Below are 22,271 nucleotides of genomic sequence, written 5' to 3'. Positions count from 1 at the left end.
GCCGCTTATGAAGCCTGCTCTAATTCTTCAACATCGGTCTGACCGGCTGGCCTGGGCGCTGCGGCTGGCGTATGCAGCGCCCAGGCCACGCTGGCCAGGCAGACCACCATGCCCAGCCACTGCACGGGGCCGGGCCGGAAATTCTCCATCCGGATCGACAGCAGCACCGAGATCACCGGCGTCACCACGCCGATATACACCGCCTTCTGCGCGCCAAGGCGGTGGATCAGCGTGAAGTAGCAGGCGAAGGCGATCACGGAACCGAACAGCGCAAGGTAGACCAAGCCACCCCAGTAAGTTGGCGAAGGCGGCAGGCGGAACGAGGCGCCGCTGACCACGGCCCACACTACCACCAGCAGCGTGCCCCAGAGCATGGCCCAGGCCATGGTCAGCAGCACGTTGGAATCATGCTCGCGCACTTTCACCACCAGCAGATTGCCGACCGAGCTGGCGACAGTGCCGGTCAGCGCCAGTCCCAGGCCAAGCAGGAAGTGGCCATCGCCGCCGCGCAGGATTTCCTGCCAGGCCGCCCAGATCGATTCATGGAACAGCAGCGAAACCCCGGCCAGCGCGCCGGCGCCGGCGCTCCAGGTGCGCTTGCTGATCCGTGTGCCGAAAGCGATGCGGCCCAGCAGCGGCGTCCAGAATACCATCAGCACATACAGCACGGCCACCAGGGCCGATACCAGATACTGCTCCGACGAATAGGTGCAGATATAACTGAGGGCGAAGGTGCTGCTGCCCTGCAGGAAGGTCCAGCGCTGGGCGGGCCAGGAAACGCGCAGGCGCTGGCCGCGCAGCGCGCACCAGGCAAACAGCGCCGCCGAGGCGAGCGCGAAGCGGTAGACCACCGAAACGGCGGGCGGCACGTCACCCAGTTGCAGCGTGATGGCGAAGAAGGTGGAACCCCAGATCAGGGAAGCGAGAATAAAGAGGACAGGAGAAGACATCCCCTCAGTATACGGTCTTTCTCCGCTCCCTACATGAAGCGGCTCAGTAGGCCAGTTTCAGGCGGCGGTACAGGAAGCTCAGGACGAACAGGGGGCCGATCAGCAGGAAGCGCAGATCCTCGAAGAAGGAAGGCTTCTTGCCCTCGATCTTATGCCCGATAAACTGCCCGATCCAGGCCAACACAAAGACCAGCAAGGACAGCGGCAGCACGGCGCGCGGCGGCAGCGCGGCGAGGATGGCGAGCATCGCCGCCGCCATCAGCAGCATGCCGGCGGCGAAGGGCGGCGACAGCTTGAAGTAATAGACCATGCTCAGCCCCACCGCCACCAGCGCAAGCAGGGGATGCGCGGCCCACAGCAGGCCAAGCACAGTAAACATAATCACCGGCACGCAAACGAAGTGAATCAGTTCGTTCACGGGATGCAGATGGCTTTCGCTATAACGGGCGAGCAGGGTATCGATCGCTCTGGCTTCGGGCATGGCGTATCTCCTGTTTGCTTTTATGGCATTAATTCTACACCCGCTCAGGCGAGCTATTGCTAAATCCGTGGACATCATGGTAGCTGCTTGCCGCCGCACTTCAAGTAGAATTCTGCGAATGAGCAAACCCGCCCCAGACTTAAACCTGCGCAAGCGCTGCTTCGATCCGGTCGTTGACGAGCGCACCCGCCTCCTGATATTGGGAAGCCTGCCGGGCGAGAAGTCGCTGGCGCTCCAGCAGTATTACGGCCATCCGCAAAACAAATTCTGGCAGCTGATGTCGGACGTGATCGATGAGAAAATGACGCCGCTGGTCTATGCCGAGCGCTTGGCAACGCTGCTGCGGCACGGCATTGGCCTGTGGGATGTGGTGGCGGAAGCGCACCGCGCGGGCAGCTTGGACAGCAATATTCGCAATCGTGACGACAACGACCTGCTGGACCTGCTGACCCGCTATCCCGGGATAACCGCGATCGCCTTTAACGGCGGTACGGCGGGCAAACTTGGCCTCAAAGCCTTGGGCCAGCACGCCACGCGCTACCGCATCCTGCAACTGCCATCGAGCAGCCCGGCCTATACGGTGCCATACGCAGAAAAATTGCGGCAGTGGCAGGTGCTGCGGGGCGATTGATTGCTGGCTATGGCTAGTCGCCGATCAGGCACAGAGAGCTGGCTCCATCATGAACGGCAGTCACGACAAGGCGGCGATCGAGTGTCGCTAGCTGGCCACCATGGGTTTGAGCCAGCGCAAGCAGATAACTATCGGTAGTCTGCGCCGCATTCAGTAAACGCATGGTATCGATTTTCCCACTGTCCAGCAGACTGATATCATCGCTCCAAAATACGTGCCCGTTGAGCAAGCGCATGGTGCGTAACAAGGGGGCCACCGCAGCTGGACTTCCAGGCGAGTTGGGATAGCTAGCGTGACCAATAATGCGCAACGCGCCGTTTTCTGTGATAGGGCAGGTGGCCCATGCTTTTTTCCCATCCCTCGCGAACCACTCATGCGCAATGTCGTGCTGGACGTGGCTGGGATCAACCAGTGCGATCAAAACATTTACGTCCAGCAGGTAGGTCATCCTGGGAGCTCGTCGCGCAATTTGTTGACTATTTCCAGTGAGGCCGGTACGGCCCCCGTTTGCGGCTTGAGTAGCGGTACACCGTTGCGCGTGGTGTAACTGGGCTTCTGCGGTTGAAGTGCCTGTCGGGCGAGCGCAGAGATGACCTGACCGACGCTTTTGCGATGAAGCGCAGCAAGCCCTTTCGCGGCAGCGAGCACATCATCGTCGATTGCTAAAGTGGTGCGCATCTTTCTCTCCTTAGCTTGAGCTTCAGGCATTATCCATCATACATCACTTGCATTTACATTTCCTGGCGTTGCGTTGGAGTGCTGCGCTAGGACTGTGTATCGGGTGTCAAAATTAACGAAAACCTCACTCAACTTCTGGCTCTTGATATTGCAAGTGACCGGCATAACGCCCGGCCTCCACTCCCGTTTCAATTCGGCGCTGCCGCCCCTTTCTCCAGCCGCTCCGCCTGCGCAGTCAGTTGCGCGCGTGCTCTGTCGTCGCCGGTTTTTGGAATGACGATCTCGCGCAGGATCCTGGCGTTGGCGACATCGAATGCGCGATCTGCCGGCGTGGCCACATCCGGCTTGACGCCGACCCCTTCCCAATTTTTCTGCGTGACCGGGTTGATCGATTGGCCGGTCGAAATGAAGGCGACCAGGCCCGCGCCTATCGGAAAGGAATCGCCGGGATTGGCGCCGCCGCCGGTCACTTCGCCGACGAGGGTGGCGCGTTTCTGCGTTTGAAAATTGTAGGCGCATTCCTCGGCCGCCGAGAAGGTCTGTTTGGACGTCAGTACATATACTGGACGCGTGTAGTGCACGGCAACGGCGGTGCTGGTCCAGTGCTGTTTGTTGCGATGGGCTTTGCGGAAGACCATATCGTTCAAATGCCGCTGATCGCCCTCGGCGAAAAAGTGGCTCATCAGGTAGGCAACGGTTTCGCCCTCTCCACCGCCGTTCTTGCGTAAATCCAGAATGATTGCCTCGGTATTCTTCAATAGCGTCATCGCCGCGCTGATGGACGCCGCGGAAAACGAGGCCGGTTCGAAACCGCGCAGTTCCAGATAACCCACATTGCCCGGCAGGCGTTCGACCCGGAATACGCCACCCGCCACCCGCTCGGCCTGTCGGCGTTGCTGGTCCAGTTCTTCGGCGCTGGGCGCCACGTCTTCCGGCACCGCTTTGAACTCAGGATCGAAGCGCACGCTAAAATGCAAATCCTGGCCGACGCTGCGCAGATCGGCGGTTAAAAAATCTGCCAGCGCGGCGGCCGTATCGGCGCTGGCATAGGCGTTCTTCGCATGCCTGGCGCGCAGGTGCGCGGCTACTTTCTTTGCCACCTGCGGGAACACGTAATTGTCTTCGACCGATTGTGCCAGTTCCTTGACGATGGCTTGGCGCGCCGCGGCATCCAGCGCCGCGCTGGGCGATGGCGCTTCGTGTGCGGATGCGTGGGCGGCGGCGGCGAGCAAGAGCGTGATTAGCATGCGGGGCATAGAACCTTCCTTTGTCTCTTCGATGGTCGTTTGAGTGATTATTGAATGATTGCGCGGCATTGCCGCCGTGCCGTCGATCATAGCAATCCCCGCTTGTTTTTTCTGCGGATTTTCTGTGTAATATCCGGGTTTTTCCGAGATAAACTCAGTCATGGATCAAATCGATGCGAAAATCGCTGCCATTCTCCGCAACGACGCCAGAATCAGCTACAAGGAGATCGCGGAACGCATCCATCTGTCGGCCAATGCGGTGGCCGAACGGATGCGGCGTATGGAAACCGCTGGCGTGATCCTGGGCTACCATGCGCGCCTTGATCCGCATGCGCTCGACTTGTCCCTGCAGGCCGTCATCGACGTCAAGATGCTGCCCGGCGTGACGGCGCAAGCGTTCGAAGCGACGCTGCAAACCATTCCGGGCGTGGTGGAAGCGGTCCTGATGACCGGCAGCTTCGATTACATGGTGCGCGTCGCCTGCGCCAACCAGGAGGCCTTAGTGCGGCTGACCGAAAATCTCAGGGCGCGCGGCGGCGTGCAGGACACCAACACGCGAATCATGCTGCGTTCGCTCCAGATCGCGGCGCCGCTCATCTGAAGCTTTCATCCCCGATCAACCCACGTCACGGATCTTATGCACCGACGGGTCATTTTTCTTTTTGCGTTCCTGCTCTTCTGCAAAACCGCGCTTGCCGCTGAACTCAACTACCCCATCATCACCCAGCACCATACTGCCTGGAGCGCGAAGGACGGCGTGCCGGGACGGATCACGGGCCTGGCGCAGACCCCGGATGGCTGGCTGTGGATGGCGAGTTCGCGCGGATTGTTCCGCTTCGATGGCGTGAGCTTCGAAAAATACCAGGACATCAAGCAGCCGCTCGCCTCATCCAGCGTACTCACGGTCGGCACTCTGCCTTCCGGCGCGCTGTGGGCCGGTTATCGCTTCGGCGGCTTCAGCGTGCTGCAGGACGGAAAGCTGAGCCACTTTGGCGCCAAGGACGGCCTGCCACCGTCAACCGTCCGTACCGTCGTGCATGATCTGGATGGCGGTGTCTGGGTGGGCACGGCGAGCGGCCTGTATCACCGCGCGCCGGGCGCGCCAGCCTGGCGCCTGGCCCAAATCGATGGCGTATCCGCCAAAGCGCGGGTGGGCGCCATCCTGCTGGACGATGCTGGCACGCTGTGGGTGCGGACGGTGGACGCGACTGTTGCCCGCGCGCGCGGCGAGAGCGCTTTCCGCCGCGCGGCCGATGGCGGCAGCTATGGCCAGATCGTCAAGGCGCCGGACGGCAGCATCTGGATGTCCGATCTGGACAAGGCCGGCCTGCAGATGCTGCATGCTCCAACCGGGCGGCCGGTGTTCCAGCCCCCGGCCTTGCCGGCAATCTCGTATCTGGCCTTCGATCAGCAGGGCAATGCCTGGGCCGCGCCCAGCAAGGAATTCGGCGTGCTGCGCGTCGGCCGCGCGCAGGCTCCCGACCGCGTCACCTGGCTGGACGAGCCGCAAGGCTTGAGCGGCACCGTGAACGCCATGCTGGTGGACCGGGAGGGCAATACCTGGATCGGCACGGGCAAAGGGCTGGACCGCTTCCGCGCCAATCGCCTGGAATCGATCGACGTGCCGGACTATCTGGCCGACGCGCGCCCCATCGCCGCCGGTCCGAACGGCAGCCTGCGCGTAGACCGCTATGTGCTGGAGCGGCCCGGCCAGGGTAGGGAGGCCGCCACCTTGATTGGTCCGCCGCCCACGGCCAAGAACATCGTGACCAATGTGTATAGCGATCCTGACGGCAGTTTCTGGATCGGCTCCCTCACCGAGCTTTTCCATGTGGTCGATGGGAGGAGCCAGACCATCGATCTGCCGCCCACGGAAAAAAAGGAGGCCGCCATCAGCGGCATGGCGAAGGACGCCACCGGCGCGCTATGGATCATCCGCTCCAGGCTTCAGCGTTATCGGAACGGCGTCTGGCAGTCGGGCGGCGGCCATCGCCAACTGGAAGACTTCAAAGCCATCGCCATCTTTTGCGATTCCAGAGGGCGCATGTGGTTCGGCTCCACCACCAATGAGATCGCGCTGCTGGATGGCGAACAGCTGCGCATTCTGCAGGAGTCCGATGGTCCGCGGCTCGGCTCCATCAAGCAATTCACGGAATACCGCGGCGAGATCTGGATCGGCGGCGAAGATGGCGTGGCGGTCTACGACGGCAAGCGCTTTGCCACGATCTCGGCGCGCGCGGGCGATGCGTTTTCGGGCGCATCCGGCCTGGTCTTCGACGCGAAAGGCACCTTGTGGATCAACGGCCTGTATGGCATCAGCGGCATCACGGCGGCGGAACTGGCGGCGGCCAGGCGCGACAGCGCCTACAAGGTGCGCTTCAGCCGCTATGATTTTCTCGATGGTTTGCGCGGCACACCGGCGCAGTACGCGCAGACGCCGACGGCGCTGATGGGAACGGACGGCCGGATGTGGTTCAGCACCTCTTTCGGCATCTACAATCTGGCGCCAGAAGCCATGGCGCGCAATCCGCTGCGTCCCACCGTGCTGGTGCGCCGTCTGCGTTCGGGCGAGATGGTCTTCGACGCCACGGGAACGCCGGCACTGCCGCCGGGTTCCACGTCGGCGCAGATCGATTACACGGCCCTCAGCCTGACCATGCCCGAGCGCATGCAGTTCAAGTACCGCCTGGAAGGCGTGGACGAGGCTTGGCAGGAAGCGGGAACGCGGCGCACCGCTTACTACACCGGCCTGGCGCCGGGCCATTACCGCTTTCGCGTGATTGCCTCGAATAACGACGGCCTGTGGAACGAAAGCGGCGCCAGCCTGGATTTTTCGATTCAGCCCAGCTTCGTGCAGACCATCTGGTTCAAGTCCCTGTGCGCGGCGGCTTTCCTGCTTGCGCTGTATCTGTTCTACCGCTGGCGGCTGGCGCTGGCGACGCGGCGCGCGCGCGAGCATTATCACGTCCGCCTGCTGGAGCGGGAGCGCATCGCGCGCGCCCTGCATGACACCCTGCTGCAAGGCGTGCAGATTCTGACCACGCGCTTCCAGCTGGCGATGGCGCCCCTGCCATCCGGCCTGCCGGAACGGCGGATGATGGAAAAGGCGCTGGATGCGGCGGACCAGGTGATCGCCGAAGCGCGCGACCAGGTGAGCGATCTGCGGCTTGGCCCCGAGACTGGCGACAGGCTCCAAAGCGCGTTGCGGCAACTGGCGGGATGGCGCGCCGAGCAGCAGGTGGAATGCGTGGTCGGCGTGACGGGCGCACCGCGCGATGTGCCGGCCCAAGTCTGCGACGAGATGGCGGCCATCGCCAGGGAAGCGTTCAACAACGCGCTGCAGCACGCGCAGGCCGGCCGCGTCGACATCACGCTGGCCTACCGGGATGATGGTCTGCGCCTTGGCGTGAAGGACGATGGCCGGGGCATGGCGCCGGCGATCCTGCAAGCGGGCGGTCGCAGCGGCCATTGGGGCTTGCCCGGCATGCGCGAGAGGGCGGCGGCGCTCAAGGCGGAACTGGAAATCCGCAGCGCGCCGGATGCCGGGACGGAGATCGCCCTGATCGTCCCCGCGCACCTGGCTTACCGCGCAGCCGACCGTGCGGCGCGCTGGGGATGGTTGCGCCGCCGTTGAGCGGCCGGATTGCGGCTGTTCGACGCGGCTTCGCAAGGGAGCGTACCTGGCGCGCGGAGCGGGGCTATCTAAGTCCGGCTGTTTCCACCGTCGTCGGCCGGCTCCAGCACCGCCAGCAGGCGCGCCAGGCTGGCATCGAGCGCGGCCAATTCGCTGCCGCTGTGCGGCGCCAGGATACGGCGCTCGTTGTCCACATGGGCCGCCACCGCGCGGTCGATCAGGAGCAAGCCGTCGTCCGTCAGCTGCACCAGAATGCTGCGCGCATCCTCTGCATTGGCCAGGCGCTGCACCAGGCCGCGCGTTTCCAGCCCTTTCAGGCGGTGGGTCATGGTGCCGGAGGTGATCATCAGCGCCGAAAACAGATGGGTCGGCGCCAGGCAGTAGGGCGCGCCCGAGCGGCGCAGTGTCGCCAGCACGTCGAATTCCCAGCTGCTCAAGCCATGGGCGGCAAACACCGCGTCGAGGCGGCGCTGCACCAGCGCCGCGCAGCGCTTCAGGCGGCCGATCGTCCCCATGGGGGCCACGTCCAGTTCCGGGCGCTCGCGGTTCCATTGTTCGAGTATCTTGTCGACCGCATCGGCCGGCCGTTTCTTCGCCATCGGATTTTCCTTAAATTTATCTTGATCTCAAGATTATAAGCTGGAATAATTATCTTGAATTGAAGATAAATGGAGAGCATGATGCCGCGCATATCCTGGGGAAATGTCTTGCTGACCGCGCTGGCGCCGGTCATCTGGGGTTCGACCTATATCGTCACCACCACCTTTCTGCCGCCGGACCGGCCGTTCACGGCGGCCCTGCTGCGCTGCCTGCCCGCCGGCCTGTTACTCAGCCTGTTCGTGCGGCGCCTGCCGGCGCGGCGCGACTGGGGCCGGCTGGCGCTGTTGGCGGCGCTGAATATCGGCTGCTTCCAGGCCTTGCTGTTTGTCGCCGCCTACCGGCTGCCGGGTGGCGTGGCGGCGGTGGTCGGCGCCATCCAGCCCTTGCTGGTGATGGGCATGGCCTGGTCGCTGGATGGCGCAAGGCCGGCGCGCGTTGCGGTCTGGGCCAGCGTCGCCGGTGTGCTCGGCATGGCGGCCCTGCTGCTGACGCCGGGCGCCGCCTGGGATGCGCTGGGCATCGCCGCCGCCCTGGCGGGGGCGGCCTGCATGGCGGCCGGCACCTATCTGGCGCGCCGCTGGCGTCCCGATGTGCCGGTGCTGGCCTTCACCGGCTGGCAGTTGCTGGCCGGCGGCGCGATGCTGCTGCCGCTGGCGCTGCTGGCCGATCCGCCGCTGCCGGCGCTGGGCAGCGGCGCGGTGATGGGCTATGCCTATCTGTCGCTGGCTGGCGCCCTGGTCGCTTACGCCTTGTGGTTCCGCGGCATTGCGCGCCTGTCGCCGGTGGCCGTGTCCTCGCTTGGCCTGCTCAGCCCTTTGACCGCCGTGATCCTGGGCTGGGCCTTGCTGGGACAGAGCATGCGCGGCTGGTCACTACTGGGATTGATTACTGTGTTCGGCAGCGTGCTGGCCGTACAATGGGCGCAAGCCGCCGCGCCACAACAACGTGTTTTAGGAGCTTGATGTGTACGAAAATATTAAAAACCTGATTGAATCCCGCACCTCGGTCAACAACTTCGACAGCAGCCGCGCGCTGAGCGATCAGCAAGTCGCGGAACTGGTGCGCCTGGCGACGCTGGCGCCATCGGCTTACAACTTCCAGAACTGGAAATTCGTGGCCGTGCGTTCGCCGCAGGCCAAGGCCCGCCTGCTGGACGTCGCCTATGGCCAGAAAAAAGTGGCGGAAGCTGCCGTCACCTTCATCGTCTGCGGCACGCTGGCCGCGCATGAGGGACTGGCCGGCGCGCTGCAGCCTTCGCTCGATGCCGGCATCATCAACGCTTCGATGCTGCAAAGCTGGGTGGGGATGGCGCACGGCGCGCACCACGACAATCCGCAACTGCAGCGCGATGAAGCGATCCGCTCCGCCTCGCTGGCGGCCATGACGCTGATTCTGGCGGCCGAGGGCATGGGTCTGGATACCTGCCCGATGGGCGGCTTCGATCAGCAGGGCGTGGCGCGCGAATTCGGCCTGTCCGAGCGCGATGTGCCGGTGATGCTGGTGACGGTGGGCTACGCCACGCAGGAAAATTGGCCGCAGAAGCCGCGCAGGCCGCTGGCGGAAGTGATGGAGTTTGCCTGAAATGAAAAGGCCACGGTGGATGCCGTGGCCTGTGGATTAACGGTAGAAGGCTTCGACCTTGCCCTTCAGCTTGATCAGCATGGGGCGGCCCTTGCGGTCCAGGGTTTTACCGGCTGGCACCTTGATCCAGCCTTCGCTGATGCAGTATTCCTCGACGTCGAAGCGGTCTTTGTCATTGAATTTGATGCCGATATCGAACTCGAACACGGCCGCGACATGGTGCGGGCTGCGTGGGTCGACGGACAGGTGATCGGGCAGTGGGGGGCGGGTAGTAGTATCGTTCATGGCCGAAATTATCCGCCAGAACGCGTTCCAGCACAATCTCCGCTTGCCGAACGTTGTGGACAAATCCCCCATCTTTTCATAGACTTGCCCTTCAAAAAACACGGGAGGCAGGCGCATGACGGCAAGACGCAAGGTTCTGGCAGCAATGGCAGCAACGGTGGCAGCGGCGGCATTCAGCCCGCTGCAGGCGGCGGAGGCATTCAGCAAGGCGGCTCCGCTGTCCATCGGCGACACCTTCACCATCGATTCCCGCCATCTGGGCGAAACCCGCCGCATCAATGTGTATATGGCGCGCGGCTGGAACGACGCGCCCGACGCGCCGCTGCCGGTGCTGTATATGCCGGATGGCGGCCTGGCCGAAGACTTCCTGCATGTGGCCGGCCTGCTGCAGGTTTCGGTGGCCAACGGCACCATGCGCTCCTTCATGCTGGTCGGCATAGAAAACACCCAGCGCCGGCGCGACCTGACCGGCCCCACCGAAGTTGCCGAAGACCGCAAGATCGCCCCCGTGGTGGGCGGTTCGGCGGCTTACCGCAGCTTTATCCGGGAAGAGCTGATGCCGCAGGTGAAGGCGCGCTACCGCACCACGCAGGAAAGCGCCATCATCGGCGAGTCGCTGGCTGGCCTGTTCGTGATGGAAACCTTCCTGCAGGAGCCGCAACTGTTCGACACCTATATCGCCATCGATCCAAGTCTATGGTGGAACAAGCGCCAGCTGCTGCAACAGGCCGGCGCCAGGCTGCGCGCCCATAAGCGCCTCGATAAAACCCTGTACGTGGCGGCCAGCGGCGAAAAAGGCATGCCGGAACTGGCGCAGCAGTTGGAGGCCGCTCTGGCCGGCAGCAAGGTCGAAGGCCTGCGCTGGCAGTTGGCGCCGCTGCCCGACGAAACCCACCTGACGGTCTACCACCCGGCCGCGCTGCGTGCCTTCCGCAGCGCGTTCAAGCCCGGATAAGATGAAAATCGACTCGCTTCAGCTGCTGCGCGCCGTGGCCGCGCTGCTGGTGGGGCTGAACCATGCCCTGTTTACGATCAAGCGCAAGGCCGGTGTCGACACCGTGGATATGGCGCAGGCTGAAGCGCTGGGTAAGCTGGGGGTGGAACTGTTCTTTATGATCAGCGGCTACATCATGGTGATTTCGACGCGCGACCGCAGCGCGCCCGGCGCGCAGCCTCTGGCATTTTTCTGGCGCCGCTGCATCCGCGTTGTGCCGCTGTATTGGCTGGCCACGCTGATCTACGCCTTGAAGCTGGCGCTGAGCGGCGAAGCGCCGTCGCTGGCTGCCATGTTCAAGTCCTTGCTGTTTATCCCTTACGAGAACGCCAAAGGTTACTGGCATCCGGTTTATGGGTTGGGCTGGACCCTGAATTATGAAATGCTCTTTTATGCCCTGTTTGCCCTCGCCCTGACGCAGAAGCTGGGGCGCGGCGTGGCCGGCTTGCTGCTCTTGATGGGCGCTGCCGTGGGGGCCGGGCTGTGGCTGAATCCGGCGCCGGGCAGCGGACCTGAACAGCTGCTGGCATTCTGGTGCGCCCCCATCCTGCTGTGCTTCTGCGCCGGGATGGCGCTGGGCTGGTGGCGCCTGGCACTGGGGCAGCGGGTGTGGCGGCTCAGCTTCCGGATCCAGGCAGCATTGGCGCTGAGTTTTATCCTGGCCTACTGCATCGGCATCCAGTGGTGGCAAGGGGCGCAGCTGTTCTCGCCGCTGGCGGCGCTGGGGGCGATGTTCGTTTGCGGCCTGGCTGCGGAGCCGTCGATTGGCGCCGGCCGCGTATCCAGCCTGCGGCGCGGTATTGTATTGTTGGGCGGCGCGTCCTATAGCCTGTACCTGACGCACAGTTTCGTGCTGGGACCGGCCGGCCGCGCTTGGGGACTCGCCGGTTGGCATGGCGGGACATCGGCTTTCCTGGCGCTGACGCTGGTACTTACCGTGCTGCTTGCTTTGGCGGTATATCGCTGGCTGGAGCAACCCCTGCAAGCATTCCTGCTGCGCCGCCTGCCAGCACCGGCGGCGCTGGCGGCGAAACCTGGCTAGTTGCCGCCGGCCTTGCGCCGGCTTGCTCAGTGGCCTGGGCAAATTGCGTCGACAGGAATTGCGCGATCTTGCGCTGCGTGATTTCCAGATAGGGAATATTCATGTGATCGGTGCCGGGCACGGTCTCGTCCAGGTGCAGGCGGTTCAGGCGCGTCACCAGTTCATCGGTGTGCGAGTGCGGCACCACATCGTCGCTGGCGGCGCGCAGCACATAGGTCGGCGCGGTCAGGCGCTCGGCATGCTTGACCGATTCGAAGCGGTGCTTGAGCACCATCCCGATCGGCATGGCGCGGAAGCGGCGCCGCGCCAGCGCCAGGATGGAGTCATAGGGCGTGATCAGCACGATCGAATGCACGGCGCGTTCCATCGCCACCTGCACCGCCACGCCGGAGCCCAGGCTGCGGCCCACCACGGCAATGCGCGCCGCATCGGCGTTGGCGCTATCGCGCAGCCAGTCGAACAGCATGCGCCCATCTTCCACCATATGTTCTTCGCCCGGCTCGCCCTGCGATTCGCCGTAGCCGCGGTAATTCATGGCCAGCACCGCCATGCCGGGGAACAGGGTGCCGGCGTCGCGCGCCACCCAGGACACTTCCTCCGAGCGGCCGCCGAAATAGATCACGGCGGGGTAGGGGCCGGGCTGGCGCGGCGTCATCAGCCAGCCGGCCAATTTGGTGCCGTCGGCCGCGCGCAGCACCACGGCGCGCGTGCGATGGCCGCTGCTGCGCGGGCTGCGCACCTCGCGCTTGACGTTGGGATTGAACAGCAGCTTGCGCTGGCTGGCCGCCACCACGGCCGTCAGCCCGGCCCAGACAAAGCCCATCATGCCTGCGGCCGCCGCCATTTTTCTGGAGTTGTTCATGCCTCCAGTGTAGCGAGAATCGCCGCCGCCTTGCGCGCGGCAGACGAGAAAAAGCCGGCGGCGGCAACAGCCCGCGGGTTCAGCGCGACACGCCGTCCGTCACGGCGGCGGCCTGCACGCTGGTCGGCGCGGCGGTCAGGCGCTTGACCATGGCGTTCACGGCCACCATCTGCTGTCCCGATTTCAGCGCGTAATTGCTGTCGGTGTAGCCGAACCAATCCCAGCAACCGTTCGGGTTGAACGGGATGTCGGACTTGTTCACCTGCGGATACAGCACGATGATGTTATTCGTGTCGGCCCAGGCGTTGTAGCTGGTCTTGCCGTAGAAATCGTCCTGCACAGATTCAGCGGACTGCAGGCAGCCGTGGAAGGCCACGTGCACCTTGCAGGCATTGCCGCTGCCGCTGCAGGCTTTCGGCACATAGGCGAACGCATCCTCCGCCATGCCGCTATCGGCCTTGGCGAACTCGCGCTGGTTGAACTTGATGATCTGGCCCGACAGGTTGCTGGCCGGCGGCCTGGCATTGCCGTAGATGTGGTTGAAGATGGCGCCCGCCTGGTCGTAGGCCTGCTGCTGCACGGTGCAGTGGCTGATATAGGGCGCGGCATTGTCGGCGCAGGGATTGCCGAAGGAGGGCGTCAGCAGCGCGTGGCCGGCCGGCACATTGTTCACGTACTGGACATTCGATTTGTCCACGCCCACCTGTTTGAAGAAGGACACGGTGGCGTTCACCGCCTGCTGGTAGACCACGGTGTCGCGCGTGCCGCTGAAGACGTAGATGCGCGCCTTGTTCAAGCCCGTGAGCGGGTCGATCTGGCCGGCGTCGGCGAAGCTGCGCGCGGCGGACGCCATCAAGGCCGGATTGGGCGGCACGAACGGCACCTGGCCCATGCAGATGGCGGCATAAGCGAGGAAGCCGTTGGCGGCGCAGTAGTAAGGGCCGCCCGCCACCACGCCGGCGCCGACCACGGAATTGGAATAGGCGACCTGGTATTGCACCGCCATGAAAGCGCCGGACGAGAGGCCCGAGACGGAAGTGGCATTCTGGTCGGCGCCCAGCGCCGGCAAGGGCGGGCTGGCGTGGACCCAGGGAGCGGCGGCCAGCAGAATGGCGGAAGCGGCAAGCGAGGATGACAGTTTCATCTTCGGACTCCTAAGTGGCGAACATCGGGGATGGCCCGCCCGTGCACAGGGTTGCAGGGCGGGAGTTTGACGCGCTGCACAATCAGATGCACCGGCGATCATCCCACACAAAACCGCAGCCAAGCATGCTTAAAATTTCGGAGTGGCGAAAATACAAATCACTTGCAGCACCGGCCTTTTCTGACCAGCATAAGGTCTTGCCCGGGACGGAAGGCCGATGCTTCCGGCCCCGGGAAAGGGAGGGGAAACGGCTTAGCGCGCCAGCACTTGCACCGCGATACCGGACGGCGTGGCCGGCGCGCGGTACACGCGCTGGGTGGCTTTCTGGAAGTCCTCAGGCTTCGCTTTTGGAATGTCCATGAACTTTTGCGGATTCAGGTCGATCAGCGGGAACCAGGAACTTTGCACCTGCACCATGATGCGGTGGCCGCGGCGGAAGGTGTGGTTGACGTCGCCCAGCTGGAAGTTCAGCGCTTCCACTTTGCCGGGCGTGAACGCTTCCGGCTTTTCGAAGCTGTGGCGGAATTTGCCGCGCAGGGGATTGCCGCGCACCAGCTGCTGGTAGCCCGCCATCTTCACCGCGCTGGCGCCGTCTTCCTTGGCCGGCGCCGGATACTCCTGCGGATAGACGTCGATCAGCTTGACCACCCAGTCGGCGTCGCTGCCGCTGGTGGAGACGAAGAGCTTGGGCGCGACCGGGCCGGCCAGCGTCACATCTTCTTCCAGCACCTCGCTCTGGTAGACCAGCACGTCGGGACGGCTGGAGGCAAAGCGCTGGTCCGACACCATGTATTCGCGCGGCACGCCGGTGGCCGCGTAGCCGATATACGGCACCGGTTTTTTCGGATCGCTGACGTATTCGTCGTACTCGCCGCCGCCGGCCGCCGGCTGCTGCCAGTGCAGGGTGCCGTTGGCGCCGAAGTAGAGCGTGCGCGCCTTGGCCTGCTGCGGCGGCCAGGCGCTGTACTGGCGCCAGACATTGCTGCCGGTTTCGAAGGCGTTCACATTGGCCGTGGCCTGTTCCGGCTTCACGCCTTTCAGATGCTGCTCGAAGAAGGGGAACTGGATCTTCTGGCGGAAGTGCTCGGAAGTCTTGCTGTCGAATTTCACCGGACCCAGATTGCGGCCCTCGCCGCCGGCCCAGCCGCCATGCGACCAGGGGCCGATCACCAGGCCGTTGAAGATGCCGGGGTTGTTGCGGCCGATGGCCTGGTAGGTGGTGAACGGGCCTTGCAGGTCTTCCGCGTCGAACCAGCCGCCCACGGTCAGCACGGCGGCGCGCACGTTTTTCAGGTGCGGCGCGATATCGCGCGACTTCCAGAACGCGTCGTAGGAGCTGTGCTCAATGGTCGGCTCCAGATAGGTGCGCTGCTTGGGCTGGAGCTGGGCCAGGATGTTGGCCAGGCTCTGATGCTTGAGGAAATAGTCGTAGCCGTCGGCCATGCCGTAGTCGAAGCTTTCCCAGTTCTTCGGCTGGGCGGTGGGATTCTGCTCGCTGGTGAAGGCGGAGTAGAAGTCGAAGTTCGCCGCCAGCATCAGCGCGCCGCCGTGGTAGGCGTCGTCGCCCATGAACAGATTGGTCACCGGCGCCTGCGGCGAGGCGGCCTTGATGGCCGGATGCGAATCGATGATGCTGGCCGAGGTGTAGAAGCCGGGATAGGAAATGCCGTAGATGCCGGCCTTGCCGTTATTGCCCGGCACATTCTTCAGCAGCCACTCGATGGTGTCGTGCATGTCCTGGCTCTCATTGCCTTCGCCGGGCGCGCGCTGGGCGTTGATGTGCGGCGTCATCTCCTGCCATTTGCCCTCCGACATATAGCGGCCGCGCACGTCCTGGCGCACGAAGATATAGCCGGCCTGCTCGAATTCGCGCGAAGGGCCGAGCGACTTGGGATAGAACTCCACGCCGTACTGCAGCTTGCCCTGTTCGCGCACCCCGGCGCTGTAGGGCGTGCGTTCGATCAGGAAGGGATAGCTTTTCGAACTGTCTTTCGGCACATAGACCGTGGTGAACAGGCGCGCGCCGTCGCGCATGGGAATGCGGAATTCGTATTTGGTGTAGTGTTCGCGCGGGCTGCTTTTCGGCGCTGCGGGCGCGTCGTCGGCGGCCAGCACGGCGGCGCGGTCAAAGCCATGGGCGGCGCCGCAGAGCGCCAGGGAAAGGGCCAGTACGGAAAGAGGTCGGATCATGGTCGGCACTGTGGGGTGGAAAGTCCCACAGTGTAAACCGTATGACGGAAAAGGCAATCTTGCCCGGCGCGGCGTATCGCCGCCTCAATCCGGGTCGCTGCCGCGGCCGCCGCGCAGGCGGATGCCTTCGGCGCGCAAGCGTTCCAGCTTGCCCGCGTACAGCTCGTGGTCGCGCCGCGTGGTGCTGTTTTCCAGCGCCAGCTTCAGGTGCTTGTCGGCCAGGCGCAGATCGCCCAGCTTATAGGCCGCCAGGGCCAGCCAGAAGTGGAATTCGTGGTAGCCGGGCTGGCGCTCGACTTCGCGCGCGAACAGGGCGCGCGCCTTGAAGTACTGGCCTTCCTCCATGGCTTTCAGGCCCAGGTTGAAGTAATGGAAGGGCGGATTGGGCTCCATGCGCGCCAGCTGCTCGCGCACGGTCTTGGCTTCGGCGTCGCGGCCCATGCTGTCCAGGATGCGCGCCAGGTTGTACAGCGGCACGGTGCTGGAGGGCGTCAGCTGGGCCATATAGCGCATGGTGCGCTCGGCCAGCGCCAGGTCGCCATGCTGCTTGTAGATCACGCCCAGGGTGTTGTAGGCGCTGTAGAAGTCCGGGTCTTGCAGGATGGCGCCGCGCGCCCACCAGTAGGCGTTGTCCAGCTTGCCCGCCACCAGCGATTCGGCGGCGCGGTTGTTCATGAACATGGCCAGCACGGTCTTTTCGTCGATCTGGCGCGCATCCAGGCTGCGGATGTCGGCCGGCGGCAGGAAGTCGATCACCAGGTAGGCATTGGCGTCATAGCTGGCCTGGTACATCTTGTTGCGGCCCAGGACAATGTTCACATGGCCGCTGGAGATGTACAGGCTGCCGGAGCGGCTCCAGCTTTCGTCCACAGACACGTTCTGGAACTGCACCTGCAGCCCCATTTCGCGCGCCAGCGCCGCCGTCATGATGACCAGGGAAATGCAGTTGCCGGCGCGCGCCTCGAAAGTCTGGGCGGCGGTGCGGGTGTTGGCGGAATCGTATTCGATCTTGAGCTGGTCGCGCCGGTAGAGGGCGTCGAACAGGGCGCGGTGGGGCGGTTTGTCGCGTTGGCTGCGCAGGGCTTCGTCCACATAGCGCTTCATGGCCGGCGTCGCCGCCAGGATCTGCTCGGCGCCCACGTCTTCGCTGGCGACGGCAAAGCTTTGGTCGCTGAAAAGCTGGGCCGCCGGCGGCGCGGCCGGGTGGATGGTGGTGCTGGAACAGGCGCTCAGCAGCAGCGCGCACACAAGGACAATCAGACGTTTCATCATGCACCTCCCTGGGGAAAGTATCCTCGCCTGGGGAGATGCTGTCAAACAGGAAATGCTTATTGCGCAGGCAGCGCGACCACGTCTTCCGGCTGGCCTTGCGCGTCGAAGCGGCGCGCCACAGAGACGGCCTGCACGCCCAGCGTGGCCAGGGCGTCGCGCACGTCCTCGACCTCGGCTTCCAGGTCGCAGCCCAGGTCCAGCGGCCGCGCGCTGGCGGCGAGCAGGGCGCCGCCCGGCGCCGCGTACAGGTTCACGCGCAGTTGCATGCTGCCGCCGCTGTCGGCCGGACCGACGATGGCCGCGGCCTGGGCGGCGGACTGGCCCTGCAGGGCTTGCGCCAGCTCGGCCATCATGGCCAGCATCGCATGTTCGGCCTGGCCCTGCTGCACGGCGCCGAAGAACAGATCCTGGTACAGGAAGTTCAGTTCCAGCGCGCGCTCGCCGGCCAGGCAGCGCCGCACCAGCGGCGCGTATTGCTGGGTCCAGGCGCGGTAGCGTTCCATACGGCTGGCGAAGTAGGCGTCGGCCTGGTCTTCGCCGGCGGGGATGGCGTAAAAGGGATCGTCGGCCCGCTTCAGCGCGAAGCCGAGCAGGAAGCGCAGCTCGACCGCCTCGTCGCCGGCGCCGAACGCGGGGCCGCTCCAGCCGGCGATGCTGCGCTGCAGCGCCGGCGCTTCGCTCATCTTCTTTTCCGTCAGCGAGGCCGCCGCTTCGCGCACCATGGCGTTGAGCTGGCCGTAGCTGATGCGTTCGGCCTCGCCCAGGTCGTAGGCGTGGCGCACCAGCACCAGTTTTGCTTGCGGGCTTTCCAGGCCGCCGCTGCGCAGGCTTTGCAGCAGCGCGTCGTAGGCGGCGTCGTCCTGGAAGCATTGCTCCAGTTTCAAGCCGCCCTGGCTGCGCGCGAACACGGGAATGGCGAAAGCGTCGATTTCCAGCGCCGGGGCGCCTTCGCGGCGCAGCTGCACGGTGCCGGCGGCTTCCTCGATGGCGCTGCGCAGCAGCTGGTAGGCGCCCACGTCTTCATAGCGCGCCTGTTCGATGGCGCCGTACAGGATCTCGTCTTTTTGCTGGTTCAGGTAGCGGCGCAGCAGGCGCGCGAAGTCCTGCTCCTTGTCGCGCAGTTCGGCGCCCAGGCTGTCGCCATCCTCCTGCTCGGCCAGTTCCAGCGCCAGGGCGCACAAGGCCTGGCTCAGGACTTCTTCTTTTTCTTCGGGGGGCGTGCTGGATTTACGCGGGGCGGGGCGCTTATTCTTGGGCATGGGATTCGTGAATGCCCGTTGGCGGGCTTAGTGGTCGAAATGGAAGGATTCGTGCAGCTCGTCGAGCAGGTCGGCGGTTTCGTCGGGGCTCAGGCCCAGATGGCGGCAAGCCGGTTCACCGCCCTTGTCCCACTCCAGCGAGGCGCGGTTGCCATGGTAACGCTGAATGCCGTGTTCGGCCAGTACCGAGGCCGCAACCAGGGAGCGGATGGCGTCGTCGGTGCTGTCGTCCTCCAGCACTTCGTAATCGTGGTGGTGCAGGATGGCCCAGGACACGTCGGGCGAGAGCCCCCAGTTGCGCGCCAGCAGGCAGCCGATGGCGGCGTGGTTGGTGGTGTGGTGCTCGTCCTCGATGGCGGTGATCTTGCGCGTGGCCGATTTGCAGGCCAGCTCGAAAGTCTGGCGGTAGTCGGGGAAGCGCGCCATCAGCAGCGGCACGCCGATATCGCAGAACAGGCCGAAGGTATGGGCGATGTCGGGCGGGGCCACGCGCAGCTTGCGGGCCAGGAACACCAGGGCCTGGGCGCGGCGCGCCGACACTTCCCAGAACTGGTTCAATTCGGCTTGCTGGCCCTCGATGGCCTGGCGCGCCAGCAGCCCGGTGAGCAGGGCGGCGCACTGGTTAAGGCCGAGGAAATTGATGGCCTGTTCCACCGACTTGGCCTTGCGCGCGGCGCCGAAGAACGGCGAGTTGGCCAGCTTCAGCAGGGCGCCGGACATGCCGACGTCGTTGCCGATGATGCGCGCGATGCGGCGCGGCGAGGGATCGTCGGTCCCCAGCTCGCGTTGCAGGTCGACCAGCAGGCTGGGCCGCGGCGGAATGCGGATCGAACGCAGCAAAGCGTCTTCGACCGATGTTTCTTGTACCGGGGCGGGGGCTGCAACTGTCGTCATATCGATATGGGGTGGACTGGCGTACCTGAACTATAGCCTACCTGCAACTATATTGCCCGGGTGGCCAAGCTCCGATTATCGCCGGTTTTGGCGGCTGGACGACGGCCGGAGCGGGGAATATTTCCTCTAAATCAGGGAATTGTTGTCCAAGTGCGGCGATTTCATGGCGAAAAGACAGCAAGAATGGGCAAGCTTGAAGGGATGGCACGATAGCTTGGACGGCGGCAAGCCGGCTGGCGCCAGCCGGGCTAGAATAGCCGGCATGACAACTTTCATCGCCGGCATCGATTTTGCCGCCCCGTCGCGCGAGGTGGCGCGGCGCCTGATCGGCGTCACCGTGCTGGTGGACGGCGTGGGCGGGCGCATCGTGGAAACCGAGGCCTACGACCGGGAAGACCCGGCCTCGCACAGTTTTTCCGGGCCGACGCCGCGCAACCAGGCCATGTTCGGTGCGCCGGGCCACGCCTATGTGTATCTGTCCTACGGCATGCACTGGTGCCTGAACTTCGTCTGCCGCGAGGAGGGCCATGGGGCCGGGGTACTGATCCGCGCGCTGGAGCCGGTGCTCGGGCTGGAGGCGATGCGCGCGCGGCGCGGCCAGCACAATGAACGCTTGCTGTGCGCCGGGCCGGGGCGGGTGTGCCAGGCGCTGGGCGTGACGCGCGCCCATAACGCGCTGGCGCTGAACGCCCTACCGTTTGAACTGCTGCCGCGCAGCGGCCGGGTGCGCATCGCGGTCGGCCCGCGCATCGGCATTTCCAAAGCGGTGGACCTGCCCTGGCGCTTCGGCCTGGCCGGTTCGCGCTTTCTGAGCAAGCCCTTCCCGGGCGCCTGAACCGGGTCGCGCCGCGCGCATGCGGCTGCCGCCGGCGCGCCGCTCCGGCATCGCATACTCCTCGTCCGCGTCCTCCTGTGCCGCCGGCGCGGCCGGCGCTTGCCCGTCCGCCGCGGCGGCCTCCGGCTCCGGCGCGGCCTCGCCCAATTCGAACACGGCCACCGCCTCGCTCAGGCTGATGGCCTGCCGCTGCAGGCTTTCGGCCGCCGCCGCCGCCTCCTCGACCAGGGCGGCGTTCTGCTGGGTCGCGTCGTCCATCTGCCCCACGGCCTGGTTCACCTCGCTGATGCCCTGCGCCTGCTCGCTGCTGGCGGCGCTGATGCGGGCGATGATCTCGTTCACCTCGCGCACCGAGCCGACGATGGCGTCCATGCTGCCGCCGGCCCGGCCCACGCAGGCATTGCCGCTGTCGATGGTGGCCACCGATTCCGCGATCAGGGTCTTGATTTCGCGCGCGGCGTTGGCCGAGCGCTGGGCCAGGGTGCGCACTTCGGCCGCCACCACGGCGAAGCCGCGTCCCTGCTCGCCGGCGCGCGCCGCTTCCACCGCCGCGTTCAGTGCCAGGATATTGGTCTGGAAGGAGATGCCGTCGATCACGCCGATGATTTCCACGATCTTGCGCGAGCAGCCGCGGATCGATTCCATCGCCGCCACCGCCTGGCCCATGGCGGCGCCGCCGTCGCTGGCCAGGCTGCTGGCGCTGGCCGCCAGCGCGCTGGCCTGCTGCGCATGTTCGGCGTTCTGGCGCACGGCGCCGGTCAGGCAGGCCATGGCGCTGGCCGTCTGCTGCAGCGAGCTGGCCTGCATTTCGGTGCGCGCCGACAGATCCTGGTTGCCGCTGGCGATTTCGTGCGAGGCGGTGTCGATCGATTGCACCGCGTCCTGGATCAGGCGCAGCGTATGGTTCAGGCGCGCCACGCTGTGGTCGAGCACGCGCCCGGTTTCGGCGATCTCGTCGCGCCCCGCGCTGGCCGGGCCGCAGCGCAGATCGCCGTCGGCCAGGCTGCGCACGGCGTTGCCGATGGCCTGGATCTCGCGCAGCAGCACGCTGCGCACCCGCATCGACACCAGCAGCGAGAGCAGCACCGAGAGCGCCACCAGCCCGCCCATGGCGGCGCCGAGGCGATGGTATTCGGCGTTGGCGGCGGCATAGGCTTCCTCGCTGAGCTTGCGCTCCAGCGCCGCCAGCTGCGCCAGATCCTCGTTCAACAGCGAGAACTGGTGCTCCGCCTTGGCCATGGCGTTGGTGGCGATGGACTGGTCCATCTGCGCCAGCTCCATGGTTTCCTCCACGCCCTTGCGGTAGGCCGCCAGCGCCTGCGCGCAGGCGGCCACGATGCGCGCCTCGTCCGGCGAGGAGACCTGGGCCAGCTCGCCCAACTGGCCTTCCAGCGCCGCATGGCGCGCGCGGATCTGGCGGCCCAGTTCATCCAGGCGCTGCTGGGCGAAGCTGCCATTGATCCATGCCAGCAGCTGGTAGATGCCGGCATGGGCGAGGCGCGCCTCGCCCATGGCGTCGGCCGCCGCCTGCAGGCGGGTGGCGCGCACCTGCACCAGGTTTTCCATCGAGGCATTCTGGTGCACCATGCCCAACCAGGCGCAGCCGGCGGTGGCGATGAGCAGCAGCAGCACCAGCGCGGGCGCCAGCAGCAGTTTAGGACCGATACGCAGTTTGTTTAGCATGGCGCCCTC

Annotated in this window: 21 protein-coding genes and 1 pseudogene; 8 read left to right on the top strand and 14 right to left on the bottom strand. The window is 65.2% G+C overall.

Translation table 11 applies throughout. The features are described from left to right. Positions 1 to 5: 5 nt before the first annotated feature. Both FHS03_RS18475 and FHS03_RS18470 read right to left on the bottom strand, forming a co-directional pair. Positions 6 to 950, bottom strand: a complete 945-nt coding sequence (locus FHS03_RS18475) for a DMT family transporter (protein WP_183442415.1) — start codon at positions 948 to 950, stop codon at positions 6 to 8. 43 nt (positions 951 to 993) lie between these two features. Next, entirely contained in the window at positions 994 to 1,431 is a 438-nt protein-coding gene (locus FHS03_RS18470; RefSeq protein WP_183442414.1) for an Mpo1 family 2-hydroxy fatty acid dioxygenase, read from the bottom strand. Between the two features lie 118 nt (positions 1,432 to 1,549). Here FHS03_RS18470 and FHS03_RS18465 point away from each other — a divergent pair, with 118 nt between their 5' ends. Beyond that, positions 1,550 to 2,062, top strand: coding sequence for a DNA-deoxyinosine glycosylase (locus FHS03_RS18465; RefSeq protein WP_183442413.1), 513 nt, complete (start codon positions 1,550 to 1,552; stop codon positions 2,060 to 2,062). Positions 2,063 to 2,075: 13 nt separating this feature from the next. Here the strand turns inward: FHS03_RS18465 and FHS03_RS18460 are convergent, their stop codons facing one another. From FHS03_RS18460 to FHS03_RS18450, 3 genes are all read right to left on the bottom strand, one after another. Next, positions 2,076 to 2,510 (bottom strand): TA system VapC family ribonuclease toxin, encoded by a 435-nt coding sequence (locus tag FHS03_RS18460; RefSeq protein ID WP_183442412.1) that lies wholly within the window; start codon positions 2,508 to 2,510, stop codon positions 2,076 to 2,078. Further along, positions 2,507 to 2,740 (bottom strand): CopG family transcriptional regulator, encoded by a 234-nt coding sequence (locus FHS03_RS18455; RefSeq protein WP_183442411.1) that lies wholly within the window; start codon positions 2,738 to 2,740, stop codon positions 2,507 to 2,509. The genes FHS03_RS18460 and FHS03_RS18455 overlap by 4 nt, the downstream gene beginning before the upstream one ends. A gap of 188 nt (positions 2,741 to 2,928) precedes the next feature. Beyond that, positions 2,929 to 4,149, bottom strand: coding sequence for a S41 family peptidase (locus tag FHS03_RS18450; protein ID WP_183442410.1), 1,221 nt, complete (start codon positions 4,147 to 4,149; stop codon positions 2,929 to 2,931). On the opposite strand from FHS03_RS18450, the gene FHS03_RS18445 reads away from it, so the two are divergent. Beyond that, positions 4,148 to 4,588: an Lrp/AsnC family transcriptional regulator gene (locus FHS03_RS18445; RefSeq protein WP_183442409.1), complete on the top strand. Its 441-nt coding sequence runs from the start codon at positions 4,148 to 4,150 to the stop codon at positions 4,586 to 4,588. The two genes, FHS03_RS18450 and FHS03_RS18445, sit on opposite strands and share 2 nt — an antisense overlap. Before the next feature lie 36 nt (positions 4,589 to 4,624). Continuing rightward, positions 4,625 to 7,621 carry a sensor histidine kinase gene (locus tag FHS03_RS18440; protein WP_183442408.1) on the top strand — a complete coding sequence of 999 codons (2,997 nt, stop codon included), beginning with the start codon at positions 4,625 to 4,627 and terminating at the stop codon, positions 7,619 to 7,621. Between the two features lie 68 nt (positions 7,622 to 7,689). On the opposite strand, the gene FHS03_RS18435 is transcribed toward FHS03_RS18440, so the two are convergent. Beyond that, a complete protein-coding gene (locus tag FHS03_RS18435) occupies positions 7,690 to 8,220 on the bottom strand; it encodes a MarR family winged helix-turn-helix transcriptional regulator (RefSeq protein WP_183442407.1) in 531 nt (176 codons plus the stop codon). 69 nt (positions 8,221 to 8,289) lie between these two features. Here FHS03_RS18435 and FHS03_RS18430 point away from each other — a divergent pair, with 69 nt between their 5' ends. Beyond that, the gene (locus FHS03_RS18430; protein ID WP_371871733.1) at positions 8,290 to 9,183 is read left to right on the top strand and encodes an EamA family transporter; all 894 of its coding nucleotides are present in this window, start codon (positions 8,290 to 8,292) and stop codon (positions 9,181 to 9,183) included. Between the two features lies 1 nt (position 9,184). After that, positions 9,185 to 9,802 (top strand): nitroreductase family protein, encoded by a 618-nt coding sequence (locus FHS03_RS18425; protein WP_183442406.1) that lies wholly within the window; start codon positions 9,185 to 9,187, stop codon positions 9,800 to 9,802. A 36-nt stretch (positions 9,803 to 9,838) separates the two neighbouring features. Here FHS03_RS18425 and FHS03_RS18420 read toward each other — a convergent pair whose 3' ends face one another. Beyond that, positions 9,839 to 10,087, bottom strand: coding sequence for a DUF3297 family protein (locus FHS03_RS18420; RefSeq protein WP_183442405.1), 249 nt, complete (start codon positions 10,085 to 10,087; stop codon positions 9,839 to 9,841). Positions 10,088 to 10,202: 115 nt separating this feature from the next. Between FHS03_RS18420 and FHS03_RS18415 the strand changes: the two genes are divergently transcribed. Further along, positions 10,203 to 11,042 (top strand): alpha/beta hydrolase, encoded by an 840-nt coding sequence (locus FHS03_RS18415; protein ID WP_183442404.1) that lies wholly within the window; start codon positions 10,203 to 10,205, stop codon positions 11,040 to 11,042. Position 11,043: 1 nt separating this feature from the next. After that, positions 11,044 to 12,123 (top strand): acyltransferase family protein, encoded by a 1,080-nt coding sequence (locus tag FHS03_RS18410; RefSeq protein ID WP_183442403.1) that lies wholly within the window; start codon positions 11,044 to 11,046, stop codon positions 12,121 to 12,123. Here the strand turns inward: FHS03_RS18410 and FHS03_RS18405 are convergent. The 6 genes from FHS03_RS18405 to FHS03_RS18380 form a co-directional block, all read right to left on the bottom strand. Next, positions 12,014 to 12,985 (bottom strand): alpha/beta hydrolase, encoded by a 972-nt coding sequence (locus tag FHS03_RS18405; RefSeq protein WP_183442402.1) that lies wholly within the window; start codon positions 12,983 to 12,985, stop codon positions 12,014 to 12,016. The two genes, FHS03_RS18410 and FHS03_RS18405, sit on opposite strands and share 110 nt — an antisense overlap. 79 nt (positions 12,986 to 13,064) lie before the next feature. Beyond that, complete coding sequence (locus FHS03_RS18400) at positions 13,065 to 14,129, bottom strand: extracellular catalytic domain type 2 short-chain-length polyhydroxyalkanoate depolymerase (RefSeq protein WP_183442401.1); 1,065 nt, start codon at positions 14,127 to 14,129, stop codon at positions 13,065 to 13,067. A gap of 252 nt (positions 14,130 to 14,381) precedes the next feature. After that, positions 14,382 to 16,319 (bottom strand): CocE/NonD family hydrolase, encoded by a 1,938-nt coding sequence (locus tag FHS03_RS18395; RefSeq protein ID WP_183442400.1) that lies wholly within the window; start codon positions 16,317 to 16,319, stop codon positions 14,382 to 14,384. Between the two features lie 84 nt (positions 16,320 to 16,403). Beyond that, positions 16,404 to 17,591: a hypothetical protein gene (locus FHS03_RS18390; RefSeq protein WP_229426274.1), complete on the bottom strand. Its 1,188-nt coding sequence runs from the start codon at positions 17,589 to 17,591 to the stop codon at positions 16,404 to 16,406. Between the two features lie 56 nt (positions 17,592 to 17,647). Then, entirely contained in the window at positions 17,648 to 18,850 is a 1,203-nt protein-coding gene (locus FHS03_RS18385) for a hypothetical protein (RefSeq protein WP_183442399.1), read from the bottom strand. Between the two features lie 27 nt (positions 18,851 to 18,877). Then, entirely contained in the window at positions 18,878 to 19,744 is an 867-nt protein-coding gene (locus tag FHS03_RS18380; protein ID WP_183442398.1) for an HDOD domain-containing protein, read from the bottom strand. Positions 19,745 to 20,006: 262 nt separating this feature from the next. Between FHS03_RS18380 and FHS03_RS18375 the strand changes: the two genes are divergently transcribed. Then, on the top strand, positions 20,007 to 20,579 hold the full coding sequence (locus FHS03_RS18375; protein ID WP_183442397.1) for a DNA-3-methyladenine glycosylase: 573 nt from the start codon (positions 20,007 to 20,009) through the stop codon (positions 20,577 to 20,579). Here the strand turns inward: FHS03_RS18375 and FHS03_RS18370 are convergent. Continuing rightward, positions 20,481 to 22,262 (bottom strand): annotated as a pseudogene (locus FHS03_RS18370) (methyl-accepting chemotaxis protein); the annotation flags it as partial. The gene FHS03_RS18375 and the pseudogene FHS03_RS18370 sit on opposite strands and share 99 nt — an antisense overlap. Between the last annotated feature and the right edge of the window lie 9 nt (positions 22,263 to 22,271).

Source organism: Pseudoduganella violacea, from assembly GCF_014191875.1.
Lineage (GTDB): Bacteria > Pseudomonadota > Gammaproteobacteria > Burkholderiales > Burkholderiaceae_D > Rugamonas > Rugamonas violacea_A.
The sequence above is the reverse complement of the archived record's forward strand: the minus strand, read 5'-3'. Positions and strand labels throughout refer to the sequence as shown.